A 461-nucleotide genomic window follows, 5' to 3' on the forward strand; every position below is an offset into this window, starting at 1 on the left:
ATTTCCACTTCGGCAAGGATCGTCAAGGCGGCCCGGCCTACCTGATGGCGGCCGGCGAGCGTCACGGCTTCGGCGTCACGCTCGTCGACGCCTTCCGGGACGAGGGCGCCGAGGTGGTGTCGTCCAGCCGCATCCGCGGATTGCTGGGCGAGGGCGAAGTGGCCGAAGCCGCCGGTCTGCTCGGCTACCGCTTCACCGTCGAAAGCGAAGTGGTCGGCGGACAGCAGCTTGGCCGCACCCTTGGCTTTCCAACCGCGAATATGAGGCTGTCGGCTGAAGCCGCACTCAAGGAGGGCATCTATGCCGTCCGCTTCCGCCGCGCCGACGGCACGCTTCACGACGGCGTCGCCAGCTTCGGCCGGCGCCCGACCGTCAATGACAATGGCACGCCGCTGCTGGAAACCTTCGTCTTCGACTTCTCCGAAGACCTCTATGGCGAGGTCTGTCAGGTTTCCTTCTTC

The 461-nt window shown here is 65.9% G+C and carries 1 protein-coding gene; it reads left to right on the forward strand.

The features are described 5' to 3' along the window. Positions 1 to 461 (forward strand): riboflavin kinase (locus EN939_RS37520; RefSeq protein ID WP_272483152.1); only part of this gene is annotated, 461 nt, incomplete at both ends.

It is taken from the genome of Mesorhizobium sp. M7A.F.Ca.CA.002.05.1.1, from assembly GCF_003998335.1.
In the GTDB taxonomy this organism is placed as follows: Bacteria; Pseudomonadota; Alphaproteobacteria; order Rhizobiales; family Rhizobiaceae; genus Mesorhizobium.